The sequence below is a fragment of the Streptomyces sp. NK15101 genome (genome assembly GCF_020400725.1).
GTDB lineage: Bacteria > Actinomycetota > Actinomycetes > Streptomycetales > Streptomycetaceae > Streptomyces.
The window spans coordinates 142,952-167,963 of sequence record NZ_JAINVG010000008.1; the positions used below are offsets into that span (position 1 = coordinate 142,952).

A 25,012-nucleotide genomic window follows, 5' to 3' on the forward strand; every position below is an offset into this window, starting at 1 on the left:
CATGACGACGCTCTCCCCCACCGTGGCCGCCGGCCCCACCGCCGCCGAGCGGACCGCCCGCCGCAGGTCGCTGCTGCACTGGATCGCCGTGCACTCGCTCGGCATCGCCGCCGCCCTGTTCTTCGTGCTCCCGTTCGTCTTCGTGTTCCTGACGTCCCTGATGAGCGACGAGCAGGCGCTCACCCGGGACCTGACGCCGAACTCCTGGCACTGGGACAACTACGTCAAGGTCTTCGAGACGCCGGGCTTCCTCACCTGGTGGAGGAACTCCCTGCTGTACGCGGGGCTCGGCACCGCCCTCGTCGTGGTGTCGTCGATCCCCGTGGCGTACGCGCTCGCGAAGTTCCGCTTCCGGGGCCGGCACCTGTCGCTGCTGCTCGTCATCTCGATGATGATGCTGCCGCCGCAGGTCGTGATCATCCCCATGTACCTGTTCTGGGCGAAGCAGATGGACCTCTCCGGCACGCTGTGGCCGCTGATCGTCCCGATGGCGTTCGGCGACGCCTTCGCCGTCTTCCTGCTGCGCCAGTTCCTGCTGACCATCCCGAACGAGTACGTCGAGGCGGCGAAGATCGACGGCTGCGGCGAATTCCGCACCCTCCTGAGGGTCGTGCTCCCGATGGCGAAGCCCGGCATCGCCGCCGTGGCCCTCTTCCAGTTCTTCTACTGCTGGAACGACTACTTCGGGCCGCAGATCTACGCCTCCGAGAACGCGGCCGCCTGGACGCTCAGTTACGGCCTGGAGTCCTTCAAGGGCGCACACCACACCGACTGGAATCTGACCATGGCCGCGACCGTCCTGGTCATGGCCCCCGTGATCCTCGTGTTCTTCTTCGCGCAGAAGGCGTTCGTCGAGGGAGTCACACTGACCGGAGTGAAGGGCTGACACATGAAGCTCGCTGTCGTGGGGGGCGGTTCCACCTACACCCCCGAACTGATCGACGGATTCGCGCGCCTGCGCGACACCCTGCCCATCACCGAACTCGCCCTCGTCGACCCCGCCGCCGAACGCCTGGAGCTCGTCGGCGGCCTGGCCCGGCGGATCTTCGCCAAGCAGGACCACGACGGCAAGGTCGTCACCACGGGCGACCTCGACGCCGGGGTCGAGGGCGCCGACGCCGTCCTGCTCCAGCTGCGGGTCGGCGGACAGGCCGCCCGCGAGCAGGACGAGACCTGGCCGCTGGAGTGCGGCTGCGTCGGCCAGGAGACCACCGGCGCCGGCGGCCTCGCCAAGGCGCTGCGCACGGTCCCGGTCGTCCTGGACATCGCCGAACGGGTCCGGCGCGCCAACCCGGACGCCTGGATCATCGACTTCACCAACCCCGTCGGCATCGTCACGCGCGCGCTGCTCCGGGCCGGGCACAAGGCCGTCGGTCTGTGCAACGTGGCCATCGGCTTCCAGCGGAAGTTCGCGAAGCTCCTCGGCGTGACCCCGTCCGAGGTGCACCTCGACCACGTCGGGCTCAACCACCTGACCTGGGAGCGGGCGGTGCGGCTCGGGGGCCCCGAGGGCGAGGACGTGCTGCCCCGGCTGCTCGCCGGACACGGCGACGCGATCGCCGAGGACCTCCGTCTGCCGCGCCCGGTCCTGGACCGGCTCGGCGTCGTCCCCTCGTACTACCTGCGGTACTTCTACGCGCACGACGAGGTGGTGCGGGAGCTGGGCACCAAGCCCTCGCGGGCCGCCGAGGTCGCGGCGATGGAGCGGGAGCTCCTGGAGATGTACGGGGACCCGGCGCTCGACGAGAAGCCGGCGCTGCTCGCCAAGCGGGGCGGCGCCTTCTACTCGGAGGCGGCCGTGGACCTGGCGGCCTCCCTCCTGGGCGGCGGGGGTTCGCCGTACCAGGTGGTGAACACGTACAACGGCGGCACGCTGCCGTTCCTGCCGGACGACGCCGTGATCGAGACGCAGGCGGCGGTCGGCCCGCACGGCGCCACGCCGCTGCCGGTCGCGCCGGTGGACCCGCTGTACGCCGGTCTGATCGCGAACGTGACGGCCTACGAGGACCTGGCCCTGGAGGCGGCGCTGCACGGCGGCCGGAACCGGGTCTTCAAGGCGCTGCTCGCGCACCCGCTGGTGGGGCAGTACGCGTACGCCGACGGGCTCACCGACCGGCTGATCGCGCACAACCGGGAGCACCTCGCGTGGGCGTGAACGGAGCGCTCCTCGCGATCGACGCGGGGAACAGCAAGACCGACGTCGCGGTGGTCTCCCTGGGCGGGACCGTCCTGGGGGCGGCGCGCGGCGGCGGGTTCCAGCCCCCCGTGGTGGGGGTGGGGGAGGCGGTCGACGGGCTCGTGGAGATCGTCGGGCGGGCCTGCGCCGAGGCAGGGGTCCCGGCGGAGTTCGCGCACGTCGCGGCCTGTCTCGCCAACGCCGACCTGCCCGTGGAGGAGGCCGCGCTCCGGGCCGAGCTGCTCGGCCGGGGCCTGAGCCGGTCCGTACGGGTCCACAACGACACCTTCGCCATCCTGCGGGCCGGGGTCGACGAGCCGCGGGGCGTGGCCGTGGTGTGCGGGGCGGGGATCAACTGCGTGGGGATGACTCCGGACGGGCGGACCGCGCGCTTCCCGGCGATCGGGAAGATCTCCGGGGACTGGGGCGGGGGCGGCGGACTCGCCGACGAGGCCCTGTGGTTCGCGGCGCGCGCCGAGGACGGGCGGGGCCTGCCCACCGCCCTCGCCCGCACGCTGCCCGCGCACTTCGGCCTGGACTCGATGTCCGCGCTGATCGAGGCGCTGCACCTGGGCCGGATCCCGATGGGACGGCGGCTCGAACTGACGCCGGTGCTCTTCCGCGTCGCGGCGCAGGGCGATCCGGTGGCGGAGTCGCTCGTGGACCGGCTCGCCGACGAGGTCGTCGCCATGGCCGCGGTCGCGCTCCGCCGGCTCGGCCTCGACCGCGAGGAGGCCCCGGTGATGCTGGGCGGCAGCGTGCTCGCCGCCCGCCACCCCCGGCTGGAGGGGCGGATCCGCGAACTCCTGGCGGCGCGGGCGCCGAAGGCCGTGATCGGCTTCGTGACCGCGCCGCCGGTGCTCGGCGCGGGGCTGCTCGCCCTGGACGCGGTGGCGGCGGGCCCGGAGGCGAAGGCCCGGCTGCGGGAGCGGTACGAGGGCTGAGCGCGGGGGGTGCGGGGCGTCTCGTCGTGTGCGACGGGGCGCCCCGCACGCATGTTCACCTGTTCGAGTGATGGCCGATATGGAACCGATTCCGGCGGGATGACGTATTCAGAGTGAGGGGTTCGCCCGCTGATGCGTGGGAGGCATGGGGCACGATAGGCACAAGATCCAGTCAATCCCGGTGTGCGGACGGCCCCCTGAGGCCATACTGCTGGCCGGGTGGTCCACCACCGGAACCGGAGTCACCGGGCCGGCCGGAGGGGCCGACGTCAGCGACCGAGGGGGAGGTCAAGTGACACACCCGCCGAACGCGCCCGCCGCCTCGGCGGCGCGGGGCACGGCCCAGGCGCCCGTGCGCCCGGGCGGCCTGCCCTCGCAGCCGTCGCCCGCGCCCGCCGCCGCCCCGCCCGCGGGGCGCGGCGCCTGGGCCGTGGGCCGGGAGCGGCTGCGGGAGGCCGCGACCACCGAGCCCGGCCGCCTCCAGATCCTCGGGGCCGTACTGGCGCTGCTCGTCGTGGCGTTCGGGGCCGTCACCGCCCTGGAGGTCACCGACCGGGCCTCCGCCGCCGACGACGTCGTCAGCCGCAGCCAGCCCCTGAGCGCCGACGCGGCCGCCATCTACCGCTCCCTCGCCGACGCCGACACCACCGCCGCCGCCGGCTTCCTGGCCGGCACCCTGGAGCCCGCGGAGTCCCGCGCGCGCTACACCCGGGACATCACCACCGCCTCCCGGCTGCTCGTCAAGGCCGCGGCGAACACGGACGGTTCGTCCGCGTCGGCCCGCGAGATCGCCACCCTCAACGAGCAGCTCCCCCGCTACACGGGCCTGATCGAGCGCGCCCGGGCCGCCAACCGGCAGGGCCTGCCGCTCGGCGGCGCCTATCTGCGGTACGCCAACCAGCAGATGACCAGCGCGCTGCTGCCGGCCGCCGAGCGGCTGTACGCGGCGGAGACGGAGCGGCTGCACCGGGACGACGACTCGGCCCGCGCCCGGCCCTTCCTGTCGCTCGCGCTCGGCCTGCTCGCGCTCGGCGTCCTCCTCTGGGCCCAGCGCCGCAACTACGCCCGCACCAACCGGGTCTTCAACCACGGGCTGCTCGCCGCCACCGCCGCCACCGCGGCCGTCCTGCTGTGGCTCCTCGCCGCGCACACCGTGACGCGGACCGGGCTGGACAGCGCGCGGGCGCACGGACAGGAGTCCCTCCAGGTCCTCAACACGGCCCGGATCAGCTCCCTCACCGCCCGCGCCAACGAGAACCTGACCCTGGTCGCCCGGGGCGCCGTCCTCACCGAGGACGGCAGGAACGACAAGTACGAGGCGGACTACACGGCGAGCATGAGCGCCCTGACGACGGCGCTCGCCGCGGCGCGCGAGCTCGCCGACGACGACGCCGGGCGCGGCCCGGTGGACGACTCCGCCGCGCGCGCGGCCGACTGGCGCGAGCGCCACAAGGACGCCCGCGCGAAGGACGAGGCCGGCGACTACGAGGGCGCCCTCGTCCGGGTCGTCGGCTCCGAGGGCTCCACCGGCCGGTCCTTCGACCAGGTCGACGCGGCCCTGGAGCGGGCCCTCGCGCACGAACAGACCCAGTTCACCCGCTCCGCCGGGGACGCCAGGGACGCGCTGACCGCGCTTCCCCTCGGCGCGGCGGCCCTCGGGATCCTGGGGGCGGCGGGCGCCGTCCTCGGCATCAACCGCAGACTGTCGGAGTACCGGTGAGAGGGGGCGGGATGCCGAACGGCACGGACCCGCTGGTGCGGCGGGCCGCCAGGCGGCTGCGGGGCTGGGGCGGAGTGGCCGCCATGGCCGTGGCCTGCGGGCTCACCGCCTCGCTGACCCTGCTGCCCCTCGCGCACGGCGGGAGCGACGCGGCGGCCGCGCCCCGGACGTCCGGCCCCGGGGTGGGCACCGGCGTCCAGGTCAAGGCCGACACCTGCGAGCACCCCGAGGCCTCCCTCACGCCCTCGTCGGCGGACGGCCCGTCGGTCCGGGCGATCAAGGACCGCGGGAAGCTGATCGTCGGCGTCGACCAGTCCAGCTACCGCTGGGGCTACCGGAACCCGGAGAAGGGCGTCCTGGAGGGCTTCGACATCGACCTGGCCCGGGCCATCGCCAAGGACCTCCTCGGCGACCCGGAGGCGATCGTCTTCCGCACGATCCCGACCAACCAGCGGATCGCCGCGCTGAACAGCGGCAAGGTCGACCTCGTCGTGCGCACCATGACGATCAACTGCAAGCGGATCGAGCAGGTCGCCTTCTCCACCGCCTACTTCCAGGCCGGACAGCAGGTGCTGGCGCCCAAGCTCGACAAGGGCATCACCGGCTACGACTCCTCGCTGCGCGGCAAGCGGATCTGCACCGCCGAGGGCTCCACGGCCTACGACGCCCTGGCGGAGAACTCCTTCGGCGCGGTCTTCAAGGACGAGGCCGACGGCACCAAGGACGACAAGGACCTGCTGACCGTCCCCAACCAGCTGGACTGCCTGGCCCGGCTCCAGATGGGCGAGGTCGACGCCGTCGTCACCGACAACGCCCTCGCGGCCGGCCAGGCCGCGCAGGACCCCGCGGTCGAGCTGAAGGGCCGGCCGTTCACGAAGGAGTACTACGGGGTGGCGGCCAAGCTGGGCAACGACGACCTGGTGCGCCGGGTCAACCAGGTCCTGGTGGGCTACCGGCAGGGGCCCTGGCAGGCGGCGTACCGGGAGTGGCTGGAGAAGGACCTCCCCGGGATACCGGGGCCGCCCGCTCCGTTGTACAAGTAGCGGCCCTGTCCGCGCCCCGACGAGCAACCCTGTACACGAAGCGGAAGAGGTGACCGATGGGCGTCACGGGACCCCCCGGGCCGGTGATGGACCGGGACGAGGTGGACCGTGCGCTGGCGCGGCTCGGCGCCGAGCACAAGGCGATCGAGGACTCGCTCCTCGCGCTCCAGGACCACGCGGGCCGCAGGCTGCTCGAAGGGGCGGAGCTGACCGGCACGACCCGGGACCGGTGGGCGGCCGCCGAGCGGACCATCACCCTGCTCTGGACCTGCTTCGACGTGTACACCGGCGCCCTGCGGGACGCCCGTGAGGTGCGGGCGCGGCGCCGCTGGCCCGGCCGGGAGGAGCTCGTGGAGCTGACCGACCGGCTGCGCGGCGACAGCGTGGTCGTCCCGGGCGGGGCCGCCGAGGGAGCCCTGCTCACCGAGCGGTTCAGCCTGGAGGGTCTGGTCCGGCGGATGAACGAGCTGTACGCCTCCTCGCTCGACCTGGTCGTCACCGCCGACGCCGTCTGGTCGGCGCTGCCCGCCCGGATAGACCTGCTCGCGGCCGAGCTGGGCCGGACGCGTTCGCTGGCGCACTCGGTCGGCGTGCGGCCCGGGGAGCATCCGGCGGGGGACGAGCTGGAGGCGATCACGGCCGAGCTGACCGCGCTGCGCTCGCAGGTCGTGACCGACCCGCTGGCGTTCTGGCGGCCGGCGGCGGGGAGTTCGGCGCCGGGCGGCGGACGGCCCGACACCGAGCGGTACGACCGGGCCGCCCTGGCCCTGGAGGACGTCCGGCGCGAGATCGAGGCGGTCCTCGCGGTCCGGCAGGACTCCGAGGAGCGGCTGCTCCGGCTGCGGGACGTGCTCTCGCGGGCGGACCGGACGCTCGCCGAGGCGCGGTCGGCGCGCGGCGAGGTCCTCGCGAAGATCGCCGCCTCCGAGGTGCCGGCCGTGAGCGGGCCGCCGATCGTGCTGCAGGAGCGGCTGGCGACCGCCGCCGAGTACCGCCGACGCGCCCAGTGGCACCGGCTCTCCCCGCTCCTGGAGTCCCTGGAGCGGGAGGCGGAGGACGAACTGCTGCGGGCCCGCGAGTCGTTGACGGCGGTCACCGCGCCGCTGGCGGTCCGGGCCGAGCTGCGCGGCCGGCTCGACGCGTACAAGGCGAAGGTGGCGCGGCTCGGCGCGGCGGAGGACCCGCTGCTCGTCGAGCGGTACGACGCGGCGCGCCGGATGCTGTGGAGCGCGCCCTGCGATCTGCGGGTCGCGGAGCAGGCGGTGCTGCGCTACCAGCAGGCGGCGGCGGACGTGCTGTCCGGGCCGAGGGACACGAGGGACGCGGGAGACGCGGGAGGACGACAGTGGTGAGCGGGGAGACGGGCGTGGGGAGCTGCCAGCGTCCTTCGTGCGAGGGCTCGTACGAGGACATGGGAGGCGGCGAGCTGTACTGCGACACCTGCGGGCTCGCCCCGGTCGTCGCGCCCGGGGGCCTGATCGGGTCGACGCCGACCGGGATGGCCGTGCCCGGGAGGTCCTCGGCCGTCGGCGGGCCGGACTCCGGCTCCTCCCGGAGCGGTTCGCGGGCCTCCTCGCGCGCCTCGTCCCGGTCCTCGACCTCGCGCCGGTCGGTCTCCGGCCGGCTCTCGCGCTCGCTCTCCGGGGCCTCCGGCGTCTCCACGGGCCGCTCGGTGTCGGTGCGCAGCTCGGGCTCGTCGACCGGGCAGTCCGCCCGGAACCGGCTGGGCGCGGGCCTGGTGACGATCCCCGAGGTGCCGCGCCCCGACCCGCGGGCGGCGGTCATGGAGAACGCCGAGGTCCCCGAGCGGAAGCGTTTCTGCTCCCGTTCGGACTGCGGGGCCCCGGTGGGCCGCGCGCGGGGCGACCGGCCGGGCCGCACGGAGGGCTTCTGCACCAAGTGCGGCCACCCGTACTCCTTCGTGCCGAAGCTGCGCGCCGGCGACATCGTCCACGGCCAGTACGAGGTCGCGGGCTGCCTCGCGCACGGCGGGCTCGGCTGGATCTACCTCGCCGTCGACCGGGCCGTCTCCGACCGGTGGGTGGTCCTCAAGGGCCTGCTCGACACCGGCGACCAGGACGCCATGGCCGCGGCGATCTCCGAGCGGCGCTTCCTCGCCGAGATCGAGCACTCCAACATCGTCCGCATCTACAACTTCGTCGAGCACCTCGACCAGCGCACCGGCTCCATGGACGGCTACATCGTCATGGAGTACGTCGGCGGCAAGTCGCTCAAGGAGATCGCCAACGACCGGCGCACCCCCGACGGACGGCGCGATCCGCTGCCGGTGGAGCAGGCCTGCGCGTACGGGATCGAGGCCCTGGAGGCGCTCGGCCACCTGCACAGCAGGAACCTGCTGTACTGCGACTTCAAGGTCGACAACGCCATCCAGTCCGAGGACCAGCTGAAGCTCATCGACATGGGCGCCGTCCGGCGGATGGACGACGACGAGTCGGCGATCTACGGCACGGTCGGCTACCAGGCGCCGGAGGTGGCCGAGGTCGGTCCGTCGGTGGCGAGCGACCTGTACACGGTGGCGCGCACGCTCGCCGTGATGACCTTCGACTTCCAGGGCTACACGAACGTCTTCGTGGACTCGCTGCCCGACCCGGAGCACATCGAGGTCTTCCGGACGTACGAGTCGTACTACCGCTTCCTGGTCCGCGCCACCGACCCGGACCCGGCCCGCCGGTTCGCCTCCGCGCAGGAGATGGCGGAGCAGCTGACGGGCGTGCTGCGCGAGGTCGTGGCGCTCCAGTCGGGCCGGCCGCGGCCGGCGCTCTCGACGCTGTTCGGCACGGAGGTGCGGGTCACGGACACCGAGTTGTTCGCCGAGTCGACCGAGGACGTGTCGCTGCTCGGCGCGCGGTACGACCGCCGGAAGCAGGCGCCGGTGGTGCCGGCGTTCCCTGACGGTCACGGGCTCGGCCGGCTCCTCGCGCCGCTCGACGCGCCCGCCACCGCGCTCGCGCTGCCCGTGCCGCGCGTCGACACGGGCGACCCCAACGCCGGTTTCCTCGCCGGTCTCGCGGCCGCCGCCCCCGGCGAGCTGCTCGGGGCGCTCCAGGGCGCGCCCGTCCCCTCCGTCGAGCTGCGGCTGCGCACCCTGCGGGCCCAGCTGGAGCTGGGCGACCTGTCCGCCGCCGCGCGGACCCTCGCCGGCCTGGAGGAGCGGGACCCGGACGACTGGCGGGTCGTCTGGTACCGGGGCGTCGCCTCCCTGGTGACCGGCGACCACGAGCACGCGGCACTGGCCTTCGACGCGGTCTACGACGCCTTCCCCGGCGAGCCGGCGCCGAAGCTGGCCCTCGGGATCTGCGCCGAGGTCCTCGGCCAGCTGGACAACGCCGCCGAGTACTACCGCCTGGTGTGGGTCACGGACCCCGGCTTCGTCAGCGCGGCCTTCGGACTCGCCCGGGTGCGGCTCGCGGCAGGCGACCGCACCGGAGCCGTACAGGCCCTGGAATCCGTACCGGAGTCGTCGATCCACTACACGGCGGCGCGGGTCGCGGCCGTGCGGGCGCGGCTGCGGCGGCGCCCGGCACACGATCCGCTCGGCGCCGATCTGACGGCGGCCGCGGCGCAGGTCTCCGCGCTCCAGGGCTTCGGTCTGGACGCGGTGCGCCGGGAGCGCTTGTCGACGGAGGTCCTCGGGACGGCCCTCGACTGGGTACTCTCCGGAAGTCCCGGTGCGTCACCGGGCGGCGGCGCGCTGCTGCTCGGAAGTGAACTGGACGAGCGCGGACTGCGCTTCGGCCTCGAACGCTCGTACCGGGTGCTGGCCCGGCTCGCCCAGCGGGGCGAGGAGAGGATCGAACTGGTGGAGCGGGCCAACCGCTTCCGCCCCAGGACGTGGGTGTGAGGATGTCCCAGAAGCCGAAGCCGTCGCACGGACTCGCCGCCTGCCCGGGCTGCGCGGAGCCGCTGGATTCGGGTGACCGGTTCTGCGGGGCGTGCGGCTACGACCTGTCGGCCGTGCCGTCCGCCGAGACCGGGCCCGACCGCCCGACCGTGGCGATCGGCACCCCCGTGAACTGGCCGGACGCCCCGCCGCGCGACCCCGGTTCGCTGTCGACCATGACCCAGCACCCGGGCGACCTGCCGGGCACCGACTCCGGCGGCCGCGACCTCCCCACGATGGAGGTCCGCACGGACGGACCGGCCCCCGCGGAGAGCGGCGCCGTGGCGCACGGCGGGGCCCCGGCGGCCGCGCCCCGTTCCGTCGGATCCCCCACGCCCGACGGAGACTTCGAGCTGGCCGCGCCCGACCCCCGTGCCGCCGTGCGGGCGGAGCCGGCCCCGGCCGCCGCGGCGCCCGCCGCCGCTCCGGCCCCCGCCGCTCCCCCCGCCCCCGCCGCCCCCGCCGCCGCGATCTGCGTGGCCTGCCGGGCCGGGCGGGTGGACACCGACGGGTACTGCGAGAACTGCGGGCACGCCCAGCCGCGCGAGCGCGACCACATGGAGCGGGAGCTCGCCGGCGTCGCCGCCGTCAGCGACCGCGGGCTGCGCCACCACCGCAACGAGGACGCCTTCGCCGTCTCGTCGACCACCCTGCCCGACGGCTCCCCCGCCACCCTCGCGATCGTCTGCGACGGCGTCTCGTCGGCGACCCGCCCCGACGAGGCCTCCGCCGCCGCCGCCGAGGCGGCCGGCGCCTCGCTGCTCGCCGCGCTGCCCCGGGGCACGCACCCGCAGCAGGCGATGCACGAGGCGATCGTGGCCGCCGCCGAGGCCGTCAACTCCCTTGCGGAGGAGCCCGGCCAGGACGGCGCGGAGCACGATCCGCACCGCCACCGCAACGCCCCGGCCTGCACCATCGTCGGCTCCGTCGTCGCCGCCGGCCTGCTCGTCGTGGGCTGGGTCGGCGACAGCCGGGCCTACTGGGTGCCGGACGACCGCAGCACCCCGCCCGCCCGGCTCACCGAGGACGACTCGTGGGCCGCGCAGATGGTCGCGGCGGGCCTGATGAACGAGGCCGAGGCGTACGCGGACGAGCGCGCCCACGCGATCACCGGCTGGCTCGGCGCCGACTCGTACGAACTGGACCCGCACACCGCCGCGTTCAAGCCGGATCGTTCCGGCGTGGTGGTGGTCTGCACGGACGGACTGTGGAACTACGCGGAGGCCGCTGAGGACATGGCCAGGGTCGTCCCGGCGGACGCCGCGGAGCGCCCGCTGGGCGCCGCGCAGGTCCTCGTCGGCCACGCCCTGGACGGCGGGGGCCACGACAACATCACGGTCGCGCTCGTCCCGTTCACCGCCGTCGGCACAGGGGCGGCATCCGCCTGAGAGCGGTCGCCGATCCCCGTTCCCCTCACCTTTGTTGCGTCTGTCGCGTAGGAGCCGAAAACAGATGGCGAACTTCTCCAAACCGACCGTGCCCCAGTTCTCGGTGGACGTCTACCAGAACGAGTTCCTGCCGGAGGGCGGCAGGGACGTCAGCGCGATCGTCACCGTCACCTCGACCGGGGGCGGCACCAGCGGCGGACACCCGGGCTTCGCGGGCGCGGCCGGTGTCGTGATCATGGTCGACTGCTCCGGCTCGATGGACTACCCCGCCACCAAGATGCGCGGAGCGCGCGAGGCCACCGCCGCCGCCGTCGACACCCTGCGCGACGGCACGCACTTCGCCGTCGTCGCCGGGACGCACCTGGCGAAGGAGGTCTACCCGGGGAACGGCGGCCTCGCGGTCGCCGACGCCCGGACCCGCGCCGAGGCCAAGGAGGCGCTGCGCCGGCTCTCCGCGGGCGGCGGCACGGCGATCGGCACCTGGCTGCGCCTCGCGGACCGGCTGCTCTCCTCCGCCGAGCTCACCATCCGGCACGGCATCCTGCTCACCGACGGCCGCAACGAGCACGAGTCGCCGGAGGAGCTGCGGGCCGCGCTCGACGCCTGCGCGGGCCGGTTCACCTGTGACGCGCGCGGGGTCGGCACGGACTGGGAGGTCAAGGAGGTCACCGGGATCGCCTCGGCGCTCCTCGGGACGGCCGACATCGTCGCCGACCCGGCCGGGCTCGCCGCCGACTTCACGGCGATGATGGAGCACGCGATGGGCAAGGGCGTGGCGGACGTCGCGCTGCGCCTGTGGACCCCGGTGGGGGTCGAGATCATGTTCGTGAAGCAGGTGGCGCCGGCGGTGGAGGACCTGACGGGGCGGCGCACCGAGGCCGGGCCGCGCGCCGGGGACTACCCGACGGGCTCGTGGGGCGACGAGTCCCGCGACTACCACGTGAGCGTGCGGGTCCCGCAGGCGGCGGTCGGCCAGGAGATGCTCGCCGCCCGGGTCTCCCTGATCGCCCCGGACCCGGCGGGCGGCGATCCGCGCCCGCTGTCTCAAGGACTGGTACGGGCGGTGTGGACGGACGACCTCGCGATGTCGACGTCGATCAACCCGCAGGTCGCGCACTACACGGGTCAGGCCGAGCTCGCGGATGCCATCCAGCAGGGGCTGGATGCCCGCAAATCGGGCGATCGCGACGGCGCGACGGCCAAACTGGGCCGTGCCGTGCAGCTCGCGGCGGCCTCCGGCAACGCGGACACCGCGAAACTGCTTTCGAAGGTGGTCGACGTGGTCGACGCGGCGACCGGTACTGTGCGTTTGAAGGCGAAGGTCGCGGAAGCGGACGAGATGACACTCGAGACCCGTTCCACCAAGACCGTTCGCGTCAAGAGGTAGCCCGGCCACCGGGCCGGACGACGAGAGGGGGAAGCACCGACATGCCGACCTGCCCGAACGGACACCAGTCGGTCTCCGACGACTGGTGCGAGGTCTGCGGCCATCGCATGGCCGGGGCGGGTGCGCCGACGGGTGCCGTACCGCCGCCTCCCCCGCCGCCGCCCCCCGCGTACGGATACCCCGGCCCGGCCGGCCCCGGTGAGCCCGGCCCCGGCCGGCCCCCGATGGGCCCGCCGCCGGGCGCCCCCGGCGGTCCGGGCGGCTTCGGTCCCGGCGCCCCCGCGGCTCCCGGCGGCTTCGGTCCCGGCGGCGACCCGAACGCGACGGCCCAGGCGGAGCTGTGCCCGCAGTGCCGTACGCCGCGCGAGCACATGGCGCCGTTCTGCGAGGAGTGCCGCTGGAACTTCCTCACGAACACGGCGACCTCGTACACGCCGCCGGCCCCGCCCAACGCGCCCCACGGCGCTCCGCCGCAGCAGCCCGGGCCGCCGCCCGGTCTGAACCTGCCGCCGGGCTTCCAGTCCCCGCCGCCCGCGCCGCCGCAGCAGCAGCAGCCGGACCCGTTCGGCTACCAGGGCTCGCGGCCCTCGCAGGTGAACCGGCCGGCCGAGCCGCTGGGTGCCGAGCCCACGCACCACCAGGCCCCGCCGCAGCGTCCGCCGGCGCAGCAGCAGCAGCCCGCCCCGCCCGCGTACCTCCAGGCCCCGGCCCAGGCGCCGGCCCCGCCCGCGCCGCCGCAGCCGCGCGCGGACGACGACTGGGTCCTGTCGCCGCCGTCGCAGCACCAGCCGCCCCAGGCACCGCCGGCACCGCCGCAGCAGCAGGCACCCCAGGCACCGCCGCAGCAGCAGGCACCGCCGCACCAGGCGCCTCCGCAGCAGCACCAGCCCCCGCAGCCTCCGCAGCACCAGGGCCCCCCGCCGCACCAGGGACCTCCGCCCCACCAGGGCCCCCCGCCGCAGCACCAGGGGCAGCAGCCTCCGCAGCAGTTCCAGCCGCCGCGGCAGCAGCAGCCCCTGAGCTGGACCGCGGTCATCGGTCCCGACCGCGAGTACTTCATGGCGATGATGCAGCGCAGCGGCCCGGAGGCCACGGGCCTGAACCTGCCCGCGTACTCGCCGGCCAAGCACCTGCCGCTCCAGGGCAACCAGGTCTCCATCGGCCGTCGCCGGCACTCCACCGGCGAGTCCCCCGACATCGACCTGTCGGTGCCGCCGGAGGACCCGGGCGTCTCGCACCAGCACGCCGTGCTGGTGCAGCAGCCGGACGGCTCGTGGGCGGTGGTGGACCAGAACTCCACCAACGGCACCACGGTCAACGGCGGCGAGGAGCCGATCCAGCCCTACGTCCCCGTCCAGCTCCAGGACGGCGACCGGGTGCACGTCGGCGCCTGGACCACGATCACGATCCGTCTCGCCTGACGACGGCCGCCCCGGCCGGGACCGCCTCCACTGAGGCCGTCCCGGCGAAGACCGTCAGACGGTCCCCGGCAGGGGCCAGGCGTACGGCCCCGCGGGGTCGTCCAGCCAGGCCCACTGCCGGTCGCCGCTGACCGTCACCCCGAAGCGCTCCCGCCCCGGCCGCCGCTCGCGCAGCCAGAGCGAGAGCGCTTCGCGTCTGTCGAGGGTCCCGGCGGCCAGGCCCCACAGGAAGAGGAAGCGCTCGTCCCCGGCCGGGCCGGGCCGCGGGTTGTCCGGCTCCGGCGCCTGGGCGGCGGCGCCCCGGAGCGCCACGAAGTACGCGGAGGTGGCGAGGAACCGTCCCTCCGCGTGCGCGGCGTCGCGCACCCGCAGCAGGATCAGGCCGGTGGAGAGCGGCGCGAGGACGAGCGCGCCGGACCGGCACTGGGCGAGCCAGGGGTACGGGACGGAGGGCACCGCGCAGGTCGCCACGATCCGGTCGTACGGGGCGTGCTCGGGGCAGCCGCGGGCGCCGTCGGCGGCGAGCACGGCGGGCCGGTACCCGGCGGCGGCGAGATGGGTCCGGGCGGACTCGGCGATCTCCTCGTCCAGGTCGACGGTGGTGACGTGCTCCTCGCCGAGGCGGTGGCAGAGCAGGGCCGCGTGGTAGCCGCTCCCGGCGCCGATCTCCAGGACGTCGTCCCCGTCGCGCACGTCCAGGGCGTCGAGCATCAGGGCCATCAGGGAGGGCTGGCTGGCGGAGGAGACCAGTTCCCCGTCCCGCACCCGGGTGGCGATCGCCGTGTCCGCGTACGCCCCGCGCAGCCAGCGGTCCCGCCGCTCCGGGTCGGGGTCGCCGGCCCAGAGCCGCTCGTAGCCGCCGGGCGCGGAGACGTAGTAGTACGGGACGAAGAGGTGGCGCGGCACCTCGGCGAAGGCGGCCCGCCAGGCGGGGTCGGCCGGCAGGCCGTCCGCCTCGATCTCCCGCACGAGCGCGCGCCGCTCCCGCGCGCCGGCCTCGGCGAACTCGTCCATGGGTCCACTCTCCCGCCCTCCGGGGGCCGGGGCGAGCGGCCGTACGGGCGGTCCTGGAACGGCCGGGAGGCGTCCGGAGACGGTCCTGGGCCTCCGGCCCTCGGCCGGGCATCTGAGACGATGGAACGGTGAACGAGATTCCCGGGGAAACGGTGCAGGAGCAGACCTTCTACGAGCAGGTCGGGGGCGAGGAGACCTTCCGCCGCCTGGTCCGCCGCTTCTACGAGGGAGTCGCGGCCGACCCGCTGCTGCGCCCGATGTACCCCGAGGAGGACCTCGGCCCGGCCGAGGAGCGCCTCGCCCTCTTCCTGATGCAGTACTGGGGCGGCCCCCGCACCTACAGCGACCACCGCGGCCACCCCCGCCTCCGCATGCGCCACGCGCCGTTCACCGTGGACCGGGCCGCCCACGACGCCTGGCTGCGGCACATGCGCGACGCCGTCGACTCGCTCGGTCTGGCCCCGGAGCACGAGAGCGAGCTGTGGCGGTACCTGACGTACGCGGCGGCCTCGATGGTGAACACCGCCGACTGAGGGCCGGCGCACGGACTGAAACGTTCCGGACACGGAACGCCGAATAACGGTCACGATCCCATCAAGGTCCGCGTGGAAGCGGTTACCAGTGACGCGTGCCCTCTGAAAGCATCCGAGGAAACTCCAGCGGGTCCAGGGGGATGGGTGACGGGGTTCGTATTCCTGCGTGTCAGGGCACACCGGCTGCTGCTCTCCGCCGCGCTGCTCGCCGTGCTCCTGACGACCTCGGTGCTCGCCACCCTCGCCGCCTTCTCCGGCGCGATCGGGGACGCCGCGCTCCAGGCCGGGCTGCGGGGCCGGTCCGCGGCCGCCGCCTCGCTGCTCGTGAGGGGGCAGATACCGGCCGAGAAACGGGCCGGTGCCGACGCCGCCGTCGAGGACGGGATGCGGAGGACCTTCGACGGGCTCCCGGTGACCGTCCGGCGGCTCGAACGCTCGGGGCCGTACGCGCTGCCCCGCTCCCTCCAGCCGCCCGCCGCCCGCACGGGCGACCCCGACCTGACGCACTTCGCCGCCCTCGACCGCTCCCGGCTCTCGCTCGTCAAGGGCTCCTGGCCCTCGCCCGCCCGGGCCGGCGGCACGGTCGAGGCGGCGCTCCCCGAGGAGGCGGCCCGGCGGCTCAAGGTCTCCCCCGGCACCGTCCTCGACCTCACCGACCGGCTGGCCGACCGCAAGGTGAAGACCCGGATCACCGGCGTCTACCGGCCCGTCGACACCGCCGACCTCTACTGGCAACTCGACGACGCGGGCGGGCGCGGCGTGCGGACCGTCGCCTTCACCACGTACGGCCCGCTGCTCGTCGACCCGGCCGTCATCGGATCCGGGACGCTGAGCTCCGGCGACACCTCCTGGCTCGGCTCCGCCGACTTCACCGGCTTCACCACGGACCGGATGGACGCCCTGCGCACCGCCGCGACCGAGGGCCCGAAGGCGCTGGCCGCCGACACGGACGGGTTCGGCACGACGATCTCCGCGTCGACCGCGCTCCCGACCGTCCTGGACCAGACCCGGCGGGCCCTGCTCGTCTCCCGCTCCACCCTCCTGATCGTCGCCGTGCAGCTGGTGCTGCTCGCCGCGTACGCGCTGCTGCTCGTCGCCCGGCTGCTCAGCACCGAGCGCTCCGGCGAGACGGCCCTGCTGCGGGCCCGCGGCGGTTCGCGGCGCCGGATCGCCGGGCTCGCCGCCGCCGAGGCCCTGCTGCTCGCCCTGCCCGCGGCCCTCGTCGCCCCGCTGGTCTCCGGCCCGCTGACCCGGCTCTTCGCCGAGCGGTCGGCGCTCTCCTCGCTCGGCGTGCACCTCGACACCTCGCCCTCGCTCCAGGTCCGGCTGGTCGCCGCCCTGGTCGCCCTGTGCTGCGCGGCGGCCGTCGTGGCCCCCGCGCTCGCCGCCGGGGACGGCTCCGTCGTCCCGCTGCGCAAGGCACGCTCGGCGGCGCTGCCCGTCCCGGTGCGCGCCGGGGCGGACCTCGGCCTCCTCGCCGTCGCCGCCGTCGCGTACTGGCAGCTCCAGCGGCCGTCCGCCACGGGCGGCACCCTCGGCGCGGACGAGGCCGGCGGCGGCTCCGTCGACCCGGTGCTCGTCGCCGCACCCGCCCTCGCCCTGCTCGCCGGCACCGTCCTGACGCTGCGGCTGCTGCCGCCCGCCGCCAAGCTGGCCGAGCGGCGCGCGGCCGGCGGCCGCGGGCTCTCCGCCGCCCTCGCGGGCTGGCAGTTCAGCCGCCGGCCGCTGCGCGGCGCGGGCCCCGTCCTCCTCCTCGTCCTCGCCGTGGCGATGGGCATGCTGGCCATCGGGCAGAGCGGCTCGTGGGAGCGCTCGCAGCGCGACCAGGCCGACTTCCGCGTCGGTACGGACATCCGGGTGCTGAGCGCGGGTCCCGGCGAGCCGACGCAGACCGAACGCCTCGCCGCCGTCCCGGGCGTCGAGGCCGTGGCCCCGGTGCACCGCGCCTCCATGGACGTGGCCGGGAAGAACGCCGCCGTCCTGGCCGTCGACACCCGCAACGCGGGCGGGCTGCTGCTGCGCCCCGACCTCTCGGGCACGCCCGTCCCGTCCCTGCTGGCCCCGCTGACCCCGAAGGCCGCCGCCCGGCCGGGTCTCCCGCTGCCCGCCGGGACCCGCACGCTCACCGTCGACCTGCGGACCTCCGCGCCCGCCGGCACGCCCGAGGCGCGGGTCACGGCCGTCCTGGAGGACCCGAGCGGCATCCCGTACCGGCAGACCGTGGGATCGCTGCCCTCGGACGGCCGCACCCACCAACTGGGCCTCGACCTCGGCGCGCTGACCGCCGGGCCCGGCACCGACGGCACCCGCGGCTCCGGCGGCCGCCTCACCCTCATCGGCCTGGAGCTCACCGGGCCGGTCCCCGACGGCGCGGACCACACGCAGACCCTGCACGTCGAGCGCTTCACCACCACCGGGGCCGACGGCGGCACGAAGACGCACGCCCCCGCGCGGATCCTCGCCCCCTGGGCCTCCGCCTCCGAGCTGGCCAGTGGCAGCCGGGGGACGACCGAGGGCACCGCGAGCGGACACCCCGGCACCCCCGGGCCCGGCGGCCGCCCGGCCCCGTACTCCGTCTCGTTCACGGTCACCGGCACGCCCACCGCGAACCCCTACCTCGGCCCCTCGGAGTTCACCCTGCGGATGACCGCCCCCGCCCCGAAGTCCCCGGACCGCCTTTCGGCCGTGGCCACCGAGGGCTTCATGGCGGCGAGCGGCGCCGAGCCCGGCGACCTGATCGAGGCCGACTTCGACGGCCGCCGGATCGACGTCACCGTCGACCGGGTGGTCAAGGAGCTGCCGACCACCGGCACCGGCGCCCGGACCGACTCGGCCGCGAGCGCCGTCGCCACCCCCGAGGACGGCGGCGCGGTCCTCCTCGATCTGACCGCGGTCAACCGGTACCTCGCGGCCTCCACCGACGGGACCGTCACCCTGCCGCCCGACGAATGGTGGCTGACCGTCGCCCCCGGCCGCGTGGACGAGGTCGCCAAGGCCCTGCGCGCCCGAGCCGACGCGGACCCCGCCCAGGTGCTCGTGCGGGACGAGGTCGCCGCCGAACTCCTCGGCGACCCGCTCGGCGCGGGCCCCAACGCCGCCCTGATGGCCGTCGCCGCGGCCGCCGCCGCCCTCGCCGCCGTCGGCTTCGGCGTCGGCTCGGCCGGCGCGATGCGGGAACGGTCCGCCGAGTTCGGCGTGCTGCGGGCGCTCGGTGCGCCGCAGCGCAAGCTCGCCCGGCTGATCGCCGCCGAACAGGGGCTGCTCATCGGCATCGGCCTGCTCGTCGGCATCGGGCTCGGCACCGTCCTGGCCCGGGCCGTCGTCCCGCTCGTCGTCCTCACCGGCCGGGCGGCCCGGCCCGTCCCGCCGGTCCTCGTCGAACTGCCCCTCGGCCAGGTGGCCCTGCTGCTCGCCGGCGTCGCCGCACTGCCGCTGGTCATCGTCGCCGGGATCGCCCTGCGCCGCACCGACCCGGTCGTGACCCTGCGCCACCAGGGGGAGAACTGATGGCGCCGACGGCCCCCGGCAAGGACGCGGACGGCACCGGCACGCCCGGCAAGGACCAGGCCCCTCACCGGGGCCCCGACACTCCCGCCGTACGCAGGAAGGCACCCGACATGCCCCGGCCCCGGTCGTCCCGGCCCGACAAGCCCGCCCGCCCGGTGGCGCCCTGGGTGCGGACCCGGCTGCGGACCGCGCCCCGGGCCGCCGCCGCCCTCGCCCTGCTCGTCCTGGTCACCGCGTACCTCGCGGCCGCGCTGCCGCGCGCCGTCGACCGCTACGAGACGGAGGGCCTCCGGCACGACATCGAGACCGCCGCCCCCCGCGACTCCGTCCTCGAACTGACCTCGCCGATCCCCGTGGACGAGCGCGGCCCGGGTCTGGCCCCGGACGTCCTCCAGGGGCAGAGCGACACGGTGCGGGGCCTGTTCCCGGCGCCGGTCCTGACCGATCCCGAGCAGACCGTCCACGGCGTCCGCACGGTCAAACGGGTGCCGGGCTCCGACCCGTGGCTGCCGAAGCCCGACGGGCTTCCCCCCGAGTTCGTGCTCTCCTCGCCGTCCGGCCTCGCCGACCACGCGACGCTGCGACAGGGCCGGCTGCCCGCGGGCACGGCAGCCGCCCCGGAAGCCGCCGTCACCGCGAAGACCGCCGGATCCCTGCGCCTGAAGCCCGGCTCCGTCGTCCACGTGCCGCACAAGTTCGGCGCGGAACCGATCGCCGTGACGATCACCGGCATCGTCGAACCCCGCGCCCCCGAGTCCCCCTACTGGGCGGTCGAACCGCTGCTCCGCACCCCGGCGCTCGCCCCGCTGGTCGGCGCCGAGGTGAAGTACTACTGGCAGGCGGCGCTGCTCCTCTCCCCCGCCTCCGCGCCCGCCGCGCTCTCCACGACGAACGACGTGGAGGTCTTCTTCCGGTTCGTGCCGGAGGCCGGCCACCTCACCGGGCGGGACACCGACCGGCTCGACGCCGCCCTCGACTCGGCCACCGGCGGCCCCGACCTGGTGAAGATGCGCAAGGCCGTCAAGGGCAACGCCACCCTCACCACCCAGCTCGACGCGATCGTCGACTCGTACCGCTCGATGCGCGACGCCATCGACCCGGTCGTGGCCGTCGCCGTCTTCGGCATCGGCGCGGTCGCCGCGGTCGTCCTCGCGATGACCGGCGGGCTCTTCGTCGCCCGCCGCGACAGCGAACTCTCCCTCCTCCGCTCCCGCGGCGCCTCCCTCACCGGCATCGGACTGCGGCTGCTCGGCGAGACCTCGGCCGTCGCCGTACCGGCCGCCGCACTCGCCCTCGGCCTCGCGGTGGCGACCGTCCGGCCGCCCGACGGCGGATCCGGCGGGATCCCCCTCGGCCCCTCCGTCCTCGCCACCGCTCTCGTCGCCCTGATCTCGATCCTCGTCCTGCCCGTGCGGGCGGTCGTCCTGCACCGGCGCCCACGCCTGCACGGCGGCCGCGACGACCTGCTCACCGCCCGCCCCTCCCGGCGCCGCACGGTCCTCGAACTCACCCTGCTCGTCCTCGCCGTCGGCGCCGTCGCCTCCCTGCGGCTGCGCGGCACCGACGACTCCGGCGACCACCTGGTGAGCGCCGCCCCCGTGCTCGTCGGCCTGATCGCCGCCATGGTCCTCGTACGGGTCTATCCGCTGCCGCTGCGGTGGCTGGCCCGCCCCGCCCGCAGGCTGCGCGGGGCCGTCGGACCGCTGGCCCTGGCCCGGGCCGGACGCGCCCCGTCCTCCGGCACCCTCCCGCTGCTCGCCCTCGTGCTCGCGCTGACCACGGCGGCCTTCGGCGGCTCCGTCCTCGCGGGCGTCGCCGACGCCCGCGACCGCGCGGCGCTCCTGGCCACCGGCGCGGACGCCCGCATCGGCGGCTCCGTCGAATGGACCCCGCTGCCCGCCGGGCTCACCGCATCGGTGCGCGGCCTGAAGGGCGTACGGGACGTGGCTCCGGTGCAGATCGAGTACGGCGTCTCCCTGCCGTCCCACCAGGGGACCTCCGCCCCTCCGATGAGCGCGCCGATCGTGGGCGTCGAGCCCGACTCGTACACCCGGCTCGCGAACCGGACCGGCTTCGGCCCCTTTCCCGCCGGGCTGCTGGCCTCGACGGGCAGGGGCGGCGAGGACGCCGTCGCCGACACCGAGCGGGTGCTGCCCGCCATCGCGTCGCCCGCGGTCGCCGAACGGCTCGGCGAGGGACCGATGGACGTCATCGCGGCGGCCGGCTCCTTCCGCGTCCAGGTGGTCGCCGTCCGGTCCACCACCCCGGCCCTCGACGACGCCGACTTCCTCCTCGTCAACGGCGCCGACCTCACCCACCGGTCGGACACCCAACTGCTCGTCACCGGTCCGGTGGACGGCGCCGCGCTGCGCGCCGTCGTGGAGGCGGAGTCGGACTCCCTCGCCGTGAAGCTGCGGACCGAGGAGCGGGCCACGTACGTGGACTCGCCGCTCCAGTCCGGTGCCGAACGGATCTACCTCGGCGCGATCGGCGCGGGCGCCGCCTTCGCGATGGTCGCCGTGCTGCTCTCGCTCCTGCAGAGCGCGCCGGAGCGGACCACGCTCCTCGCGCGGCTGCGGACGATGGGCCTCACCCGGAAGCAGGCGCGCCGGCTGCTCGGCCTGGAGGCGCTGCCGCAGGCCGTCCTCGCGGCGCTCGGCGGCACCCTCGTCGGCTGGGCGACGGTGCCGCTGCTCGCCCCGGGCATCGACCTGTTCCGGCTGGCGCTCGCGGCGGCACCGGGCTTCGCTCCGCTGGACAGCGCCCCGCTGCGGGCGGACCCGTGGTCGCTCGTCCTGCCCGCGCTGGCCGTCGTCGTCCTGACGGGGCTCGCGGCGGCCGGGCAGGCGTGGTGGGCGGGGCGCAGGAGCTCGATCCAGGAACTCAGGGCAGGAGACGCACGATGACGAAGACCGGCACGGCCCTTTCCGACACCTCCCTCGAGGAGCTGGAGCGGCGGGCCACGGCGCACCGCGACCGGCCCTCGTACGGTCATGACGCGCTCATCGCCTGCGACCGCCTGGTCCGCATCTTCACCACCGACGGGGTGGAGGTGCAGGCGCTCCAGGGGCTCGACCTCCTGGTGAAGGAGGGTGAGCTGATGGCCCTGGTCGGCGCCTCCGGTTCCGGCAAGTCGACGCTGATGAACATCCTGGCGGGCCTGGACGTGCCGACCGCCGGCGCGGCCCGGGTCGCCGGCTGCGACCTGCTCGGGATGGACGGCAGGGCCCGGCTGCGCTACCGCCGCGAGGTCGTCGGCTTCGTCTGGCAGCAGACCGCCCGGAACCTCCTGCCGTACCTGACGGCCGCCCAGAACGTGGCGCTGCCCATGCAGTTGCGCGGCCGCTCGAAGCAGAAGGCGGAGCGGGCCGAGGAGCTCCTCGCCATGCTGGGCATCCCGGAGATCCGCGACCGCCGGCCGCACCAGCTCTCCGGCGGCCAGCAGCAGCGGGTCGCGATCGCGGTCGCCCTGGCCAACAACCCGGCCGTGCTCCTCGCCGACGAGCCCACCGGCGAGCTGGACTCGACCACCGGCGAGCAGGTCTTCGCGGCCTTCCGCCGCGCCAACGAGGAGCTGGGCACGACGATCGTGATCGTCACCCACGACCAGGCGGTCGCCTCCGAGGTGCGCCGCACGGTCGCCATCCGCGACGGCCGCACCTCCTCGGAGGTGCTGCGCCGCACGGAGGTCGACGAGCAGGGCCAGGAGTCGCTGGTGGCACGGGAGTACGCGATGCTCGACCGCGCGGGCCGGCTCCAGCTCCCGGCGGAGTACACCCAGGCCCTCGGCATGGAGCACCGGGTGGCCCTGGAGCTGGAGCAGGACCACATCGGGGTGTGGCCGGACGACGCGGAGGGCTGAGGACGGCGCGGCGCGACCGTGCGGGGCGGAAGGAGCGTCCCCGCGTACGGATCCGGCCGGCCGGTGACGTCGTTCACGGGGGTGCCCATGGGGAAGGCCGTGCCGTACGCCGGGGCACTGCTCGTGCCCGCCGCCGGAACGCTCCTGTGGCCGTGGGCCGGCTGGGGCCCGCACGGCCTCCCCACCGTGCTCGCGGTGGGCGGCGGCCTCGTGCCGACCGCCGCCGCGCTCCTGGCGCACGATGCGCCCTTCCGCGAGGGCGGCGGCATCGCCGCGGCCGTCCTGATCCCGGCGGGCCTGATGGCGGTCCGGGTGGAGGCGCGGGACTCCGCGGTCCGCGGCGCGGTCGCCGACCGCGTCGTGGTGGGCGAGGTCCGGGTGACCCGCCACCCGACCTCCGGCGGGGGCGCACCGCCCGCCAAGACCCTGTACCACCACACGCTGGACCGCGTCGGCGGCCGTCCCACCGAGTTCTCGGCCGAGGAGCGGATCGCCGGGACGGGCGGTACGGTCCGGATCGCGTACGACCCCGCCCACCGCATGGGCCCGGTCCTCGAACGCGACGACCAGGCCCACGGCTCCCCGGTGGTCCCGGCGTCCCTGCCTGCGCTCCCGGTGACGGCGATCGCCGGGGAGGGACTCAGGTCGTGAGGTCCAGGAGCCCGGCGGCGGTGGACCGGAAACCGCACCGCTCGTGGAACGGGGCGAGGTGCGGCTCGTAGTCCACGTGCAGCCAGTGCGCGCCGCGCCCGCGGGCGGCCTCGGCGGCGGCCCGTACGAGGGTGACGCCGAGGCCCCGGCGGCGCTCGTCGGGGTGGACGGTGGTGTCGAGGAGGAAGGCGTGGACGCCGCCGTCGCCGACGACGTTCACGTATCCGACGAGCCGCCCGGCGCGGCGGGCGGTGACCCGGAGCAGGCTGCGGGCGAGGACGGGACCGAAGTCGGTGTCCCGGTGCCCGGGCCAGGCGGCGTGGAAGAGGGCGTTGAGCTCGTCCCCGCCGAGGGGCCCGTCGACCACGACGTCGAGGCCGGTCATCGGGGGGCGACGCCCAGCGCGATCGGTACGGTGCGCAGCGCGATCGAGCCGTACGGGGTGCGCAGCCGCAGCCACGGACCGGAGGCGAACAGGGCCACCGGCGCGTCCCCGGGCGGCAGGAAGCCGAGCGACTGCGCGGCGTGCACGGCACGCAGCGGCAGCCCGGTGGTGCCGAGGGTCCGGGACCAGATCTCGCGGCCGATGGCGTCGCGCTCGGCCCGGGTGCGCCGCTCCTCCGGCAGCTCCTCGTCCCGCGCGCGGAACTCGCTGACGGCGGCCGCGACGGCACCCCGCATCCCGGCGGCGTCGGGCAGGCCGGGGACCGGCTCCCAGCCGCCGCGCGGCGGGAGCACCCCGGCCCACGGCGGGCCGGTGACGGAGTCCGGGACGACCGCCTTGCCGGCCGACTCCTCGATGCCGTCGAGGAGTTCACCGGCGGAGACGGTGACGTCGAGGTCCACGGCGTCGACGAGCCGGGCGGTGCGGATCGCGAGCACCTCGAACGACGGCGGCCGTCCGAAGACCGCCAGCGCCCCGCCGCCGGCCTGGAGGCGGACGGCGGCGGCCCGGTCGTAGTGGACGAGCCGGCCCAGGAAGGCGGCGAGGGCCGCCGCCTCCCTGGCGTCGGCGAAGTGCAGCGGGGCGAGCACGGTCATGCGGCGGACGACATCCCGTCGTCCACGTACTCCTGGAGGAACTCGCGCTCCTCGGAGCTGATCCGGCGCGGTCGCTGCGCCTCCAGGTCGAAGGGCACGACGACCGTCGAGGCCCGTACGTACGTGACGTCCGGGTCCTTGATCTCGTACGCGATCGTCAGGGACGCCGCGCCTATCTTCGTCACCCACGACTCGATGGTCACCGGCTCGTGCCGGTGGACCAGCGGCCGCACGTAGTCGATCTCGTGCCGGGCCACGACGGACCCGCCGGAGAACGAGGGGGAACCGTCCCCCGGCGCCAGCCGGAACATGAAGTCGATCCGCGCCTCTTCCAGGTACCGCAGGAAGACGACGTTGTTGACGTGCCCGAAGGCGTCCATGTCCGACCAGCGCAGGGGACAGCTGTAGATGTGCCTCGCCATGA

General features: G+C 75.4%; 19 protein-coding genes. 15 read left to right on the forward strand and 4 right to left on the reverse strand.

Annotated features, from left to right (window positions below; all coding sequences use genetic code 11):
* Nucleotide 1 precedes the first annotated feature (1 nt).
* The 10 genes from K7G60_RS06920 (at nt 2) to K7G60_RS06965 (ending at nt 13,980) form a co-directional block, all read left to right on the forward strand.
* Nucleotides 2-886: a carbohydrate ABC transporter permease gene (locus tag K7G60_RS06920; protein WP_225799896.1), complete on the forward strand. Its 885-nt coding sequence runs from the start codon at nt 2-4 to the stop codon at nt 884-886.
* A 3-nt stretch (nt 887-889) separates the two neighbouring features.
* Nucleotides 890-2,155: a 6-phospho-beta-glucosidase gene (locus K7G60_RS06925; protein ID WP_225799897.1), complete on the forward strand. Its 1,266-nt coding sequence runs from the start codon at nt 890-892 to the stop codon at nt 2,153-2,155.
* Nucleotides 2,146-3,120 (forward strand): BadF/BadG/BcrA/BcrD ATPase family protein, encoded by a 975-nt coding sequence (locus K7G60_RS06930; protein WP_225799898.1) that lies wholly within the window; start codon nt 2,146-2,148, stop codon nt 3,118-3,120. The genes K7G60_RS06925 and K7G60_RS06930 overlap by 10 nt, the downstream gene beginning before the upstream one ends.
* 292 nt (nt 3,121-3,412) lie before the next feature.
* Nucleotides 3,413-4,840, forward strand: coding sequence for a hypothetical protein (locus tag K7G60_RS06935; protein WP_225799899.1), 1,428 nt, complete (start codon nt 3,413-3,415; stop codon nt 4,838-4,840).
* A gap of 11 nt (nt 4,841-4,851) precedes the next feature.
* A complete protein-coding gene (locus K7G60_RS06940; protein ID WP_225799900.1) occupies nt 4,852-5,883 on the forward strand; it encodes a glutamate ABC transporter substrate-binding protein in 1,032 nt (343 codons plus the stop codon).
* 56 nt (nt 5,884-5,939) lie between these two features.
* Complete coding sequence (locus tag K7G60_RS06945) at nt 5,940-7,235, forward strand: hypothetical protein (protein ID WP_225799901.1); 1,296 nt, start codon at nt 5,940-5,942, stop codon at nt 7,233-7,235.
* The gene (locus K7G60_RS06950; RefSeq protein WP_374115600.1) at nt 7,232-9,745 is read left to right on the forward strand and encodes a tetratricopeptide repeat protein; all 2,514 of its coding nucleotides are present in this window, start codon (nt 7,232-7,234) and stop codon (nt 9,743-9,745) included. The genes K7G60_RS06945 and K7G60_RS06950 overlap by 4 nt, the downstream gene beginning before the upstream one ends.
* A 2-nt stretch (nt 9,746-9,747) precedes the next feature.
* On the forward strand, nt 9,748-11,172 hold the full coding sequence (locus K7G60_RS06955; protein WP_225799902.1) for a PP2C family serine/threonine-protein phosphatase: 1,425 nt from the start codon (nt 9,748-9,750) through the stop codon (nt 11,170-11,172).
* A gap of 64 nt (nt 11,173-11,236) precedes the next feature.
* Nucleotides 11,237-12,559: a VWA domain-containing protein gene (locus K7G60_RS06960; protein WP_225799903.1), complete on the forward strand. Its 1,323-nt coding sequence runs from the start codon at nt 11,237-11,239 to the stop codon at nt 12,557-12,559.
* 41 nt (nt 12,560-12,600) lie between these two features.
* A complete protein-coding gene (locus K7G60_RS06965; protein ID WP_225799904.1) occupies nt 12,601-13,980 on the forward strand; it encodes an FHA domain-containing protein in 1,380 nt (459 codons plus the stop codon).
* A 54-nt stretch (nt 13,981-14,034) separates the two neighbouring features.
* On the opposite strand, the gene K7G60_RS06970 is transcribed toward K7G60_RS06965, so the two are convergent.
* Nucleotides 14,035-14,994, reverse strand: coding sequence for a methyltransferase domain-containing protein (locus K7G60_RS06970; protein WP_225799905.1), 960 nt, complete (start codon nt 14,992-14,994; stop codon nt 14,035-14,037).
* A 128-nt stretch (nt 14,995-15,122) separates the two neighbouring features.
* On the opposite strand from K7G60_RS06970, the gene K7G60_RS06975 reads away from it, so the two are divergent.
* The 5 genes from K7G60_RS06975 (at nt 15,123) to K7G60_RS06995 (ending at nt 23,547) form a co-directional block, all read left to right on the forward strand.
* Entirely contained in the window at nt 15,123-15,527 is a 405-nt protein-coding gene (locus K7G60_RS06975) for a globin (protein WP_225799906.1), read from the forward strand.
* A gap of 144 nt (nt 15,528-15,671) precedes the next feature.
* Nucleotides 15,672-19,034 (forward strand): ABC transporter permease, encoded by a 3,363-nt coding sequence (locus K7G60_RS06980; protein WP_225799907.1) that lies wholly within the window; start codon nt 15,672-15,674, stop codon nt 19,032-19,034.
* 110 nt (nt 19,035-19,144) lie between these two features.
* A complete protein-coding gene (locus K7G60_RS06985; RefSeq protein WP_225799925.1) occupies nt 19,145-21,940 on the forward strand; it encodes an FtsX-like permease family protein in 2,796 nt (931 codons plus the stop codon).
* Nucleotides 21,937-22,896 (forward strand): ABC transporter ATP-binding protein, encoded by a 960-nt coding sequence (locus K7G60_RS06990; protein ID WP_225799908.1) that lies wholly within the window; start codon nt 21,937-21,939, stop codon nt 22,894-22,896. The genes K7G60_RS06985 and K7G60_RS06990 overlap by 4 nt, the downstream gene beginning before the upstream one ends.
* Nucleotides 22,897-22,959: 63 nt before the next feature.
* Nucleotides 22,960-23,547 (forward strand): hypothetical protein, encoded by a 588-nt coding sequence (locus K7G60_RS06995; protein WP_225799909.1) that lies wholly within the window; start codon nt 22,960-22,962, stop codon nt 23,545-23,547.
* Here the strand turns inward: K7G60_RS06995 and K7G60_RS07000 are convergent.
* From K7G60_RS07000 to K7G60_RS07010, 3 genes are read right to left on the reverse strand one after another with little or no spacing between them, the layout of a single operon-like run.
* Entirely contained in the window at nt 23,537-23,932 is a 396-nt protein-coding gene (locus K7G60_RS07000) for a GNAT family N-acetyltransferase (protein ID WP_225799910.1), read from the reverse strand. The genes K7G60_RS06995 and K7G60_RS07000 overlap by 11 nt on opposite strands.
* The gene (locus tag K7G60_RS07005) at nt 23,929-24,588 is read right to left on the reverse strand and encodes a hypothetical protein (protein WP_225799911.1); all 660 of its coding nucleotides are present in this window, start codon (nt 24,586-24,588) and stop codon (nt 23,929-23,931) included. Before K7G60_RS07005 ends, K7G60_RS07000 begins: the two co-directional genes overlap by 4 nt.
* The gene (locus tag K7G60_RS07010; RefSeq protein ID WP_225799912.1) at nt 24,585-25,010 is read right to left on the reverse strand and encodes a thioesterase family protein; all 426 of its coding nucleotides are present in this window, start codon (nt 25,008-25,010) and stop codon (nt 24,585-24,587) included. The genes K7G60_RS07005 and K7G60_RS07010 overlap by 4 nt, the downstream gene beginning before the upstream one ends.
* Nucleotides 25,011-25,012: the final 2 nt, after the last annotated feature.

Coding starts and splice junctions, on each gene's coding strand:
- K7G60_RS06945 (WP_225799901.1), top strand. CDS start 5,940: ATGGGCGTCACGGGACCCCCCGGGCCGGTGATGGACCGGGACGAGGTG.
- K7G60_RS06920 (WP_225799896.1), top strand. CDS start 2: ATGACGACGCTCTCCCCCACCGTGGCCGCCGGCCCCACCGCCGCCGAG.
- K7G60_RS06955 (WP_225799902.1), top strand. CDS start 9,748: ATGTCCCAGAAGCCGAAGCCGTCGCACGGACTCGCCGCCTGCCCGGGC.
- K7G60_RS06985 (WP_225799925.1), top strand. CDS start 19,145: ATGCCCCGGCCCCGGTCGTCCCGGCCCGACAAGCCCGCCCGCCCGGTG.
- K7G60_RS07010 (WP_225799912.1), bottom strand. CDS start 25,010: ATGGCGAGGCACATCTACAGCTGTCCCCTGCGCTGGTCGGACATGGAC.
- K7G60_RS06925 (WP_225799897.1), top strand. CDS start 890: ATGAAGCTCGCTGTCGTGGGGGGCGGTTCCACCTACACCCCCGAACTG.
- K7G60_RS06940 (WP_225799900.1), top strand. CDS start 4,852: ATGCCGAACGGCACGGACCCGCTGGTGCGGCGGGCCGCCAGGCGGCTG.
- K7G60_RS07005 (WP_225799911.1), bottom strand. CDS start 24,588: ATGACCGTGCTCGCCCCGCTGCACTTCGCCGACGCCAGGGAGGCGGCG.
- K7G60_RS06960 (WP_225799903.1), top strand. CDS start 11,237: ATGGCGAACTTCTCCAAACCGACCGTGCCCCAGTTCTCGGTGGACGTC.
- K7G60_RS06970 (WP_225799905.1), bottom strand. CDS start 14,994: ATGGACGAGTTCGCCGAGGCCGGCGCGCGGGAGCGGCGCGCGCTCGTG.
- K7G60_RS06965 (WP_225799904.1), top strand. CDS start 12,601: ATGCCGACCTGCCCGAACGGACACCAGTCGGTCTCCGACGACTGGTGC.
- K7G60_RS06990 (WP_225799908.1), top strand. CDS start 21,937: ATGACGAAGACCGGCACGGCCCTTTCCGACACCTCCCTCGAGGAGCTG.
- K7G60_RS07000 (WP_225799910.1), bottom strand. CDS start 23,932: ATGACCGGCCTCGACGTCGTGGTCGACGGGCCCCTCGGCGGGGACGAG.